Origin of the sequence: Cribrihabitans pelagius (assembly GCF_048820915.1) — a bacterium.
GTDB lineage: Bacteria > Pseudomonadota > Alphaproteobacteria > Rhodobacterales > Rhodobacteraceae > Cribrihabitans_A > Cribrihabitans_A pelagius.
In genome coordinates, this window is the sequence record NZ_JBMERR010000064.1 from 1 (window position 1) to 957 (window position 957).

The following is a 957-nucleotide window of genomic DNA, read 5'->3' on the forward strand; positions in this document are numbered from 1 at the left end:
TAGGCGACACGGACGATCTCGGCGGCGCCGAGTGCATTGAAGCGGTTGATGAGGGCGATACGGATGTGGATTTCGGCGGTTTGGCGGTCAGGGTCTCTTGCAGCGATGCGCTCGCCGAATGCTTTCAAGCAGCGCATCTTTGCCTCGACCCGGCTCCGGGCGTGATATCCCGTCCAGCGTTTCCAGAAGGCCCGGCCGTAGTGCCGGGTGGCGCGCAAGGTTTCGTTTCTGACCTGTGCCGCCGGGCAGTTTTCTTTCCACGGCCTACCATTCTTGCGGATAGGGATAATCGGGGCGGCACCACGCTCGATGATGGCGGAGTGGCAACGGCGCGTGTCATAGGCTCCGTCTGCGGTCACGCTGCTGATCTCTTCGGCCTTCGGAATCTGATCGAGCAGTTCCGGCAGGACCGGGCTGTCCGCTGCCCGCCAGTGGTTTGCGAAGCATAACCACGAGAGGGGCCGTCGCGGCTGGGGGTGAATTCGACAGCACGGATGTCAGACGTGGCAGCATCCATCGCAAGATGCACCTTGCGCCATTGGCGCCGCCCCTGAACGCCGTGCTTGCGGGCCTGCCACTCGCCATCGCCAAGGAACTTGATCCCGGTGCTGTCCGCTGCCCGGCAGGGCATTGCGTAGCAATGTCCCGAGAGGGGACAAGCAGGTTCAGCGGCCCATCGGCGCGGGATACGGGATCTGGACGGCCAGTGCTTTCTGTCGGCGGCACAGCGTAGAGAAATCAGGAACGGGCCAGTCCAGCCCCGCCAGGTGCAAAGGGCTGGCGACCATTCCGGCGGTCTGCCGGAGGGGCAGCTTGAACAGAACCTTGATCGACAGGCAGAACTGGATCGCCGCGTTCGAGAAGACCGGTGGGCGCCCTGGCCGTCCTTCATGCGGCGCGAGCCAGGTCATCTCTTTATCCAGCCAGATCAGAAGCGAACCGCGCTTCCTGAGCGCA

Annotated in this window: 1 pseudogene; it reads right to left on the bottom strand. The window is 63.7% G+C overall.

Annotated features, from left to right (window positions below):
* Positions 1-957: pseudogene (locus ACOHX0_RS21870) on the bottom strand (IS5 family transposase); the annotation flags it as partial.